Below are 782 nucleotides of genomic sequence, written 5' to 3' on the forward strand. Positions count from 1 at the left end.
CGAGGCGGCGCCTGCCGCTCCGGCCGCCCCGGCTGCTCCGGCTGCTCCGGCTGCTCCGACCGAAGCGCCGAAGAAGCACGGCCACCACAAGCATCACAAGAAGAAGGCCGCCGCGCCCTCGAAGTGATCGCCTGATCACGCCACGGCCGGATTGCGGTCCGGCCCGGATGGAAGAGCGGAGACGCAGTCGCGTCTCCGCTCTTTTCATTTTGCGGTGTAGATCCGGTGATAGCGCGCGCCCAGGCCGGTCAGCAGTTCGTACCCGATCGTGCCGGCGGCCAGGGCGGCGGCCTCGATGGGGCAATGCGGGCCGATCAGGTCCAGCGCCGTGCCGGGGGGCAGCGGCGTGTCGTCCAGCTCGGTCACGTCCACCGCTAGGCAGTCCATGGACATCCGGCCGACGATCGGCAGCCCGATCTCGGGCCGGGCGGGCAGGATCGCGGTGCCGTGGCCACCGATCGCGCGGGGGAATCCGTCGCCGTAGCCCACGGCCAGGGTCGCGATGCGGCTGGGCCGGTCGGCAATGAAGGCCGCGCCGTAGCCCACGGCCGTGCCGGGGCCGATCATGCGCGTCTGGACGATCCGTGCCTGCAGGCGCACCACCGGCCGCATCGGGTTGGGCCAGCCGGGCGTGGGATTGATCCCGTACAGCGCGGCGCCGGGGCGCACCATGTCGAAATGCCACACGTCGCCCATGAACAGGCCCGACGACGCCGCCAGGCTGGCCGGAACGGGGGGCAGCAGCTCCCGCAGGCGCAGGAAGGACGCGCGCTGGGCGTGAT

General features: G+C 72.3%; 1 protein-coding gene. It reads right to left on the reverse strand.

Annotation, left to right across the window (positions count from 1 at the left end):
• Positions 1 to 204: 204 nt before the first annotated feature.
• Positions 205 to 782: alanine racemase (locus tag HUK84_RS21015; RefSeq protein ID WP_176641902.1), on the reverse strand; the 578-nt coding region annotated here is incomplete at its 5' end.

The organism is Nguyenibacter vanlangensis (assembly GCF_013376155.1).
Taxonomy (GTDB): domain Bacteria; phylum Pseudomonadota; class Alphaproteobacteria; order Acetobacterales; family Acetobacteraceae; genus Gluconacetobacter; species Gluconacetobacter vanlangensis.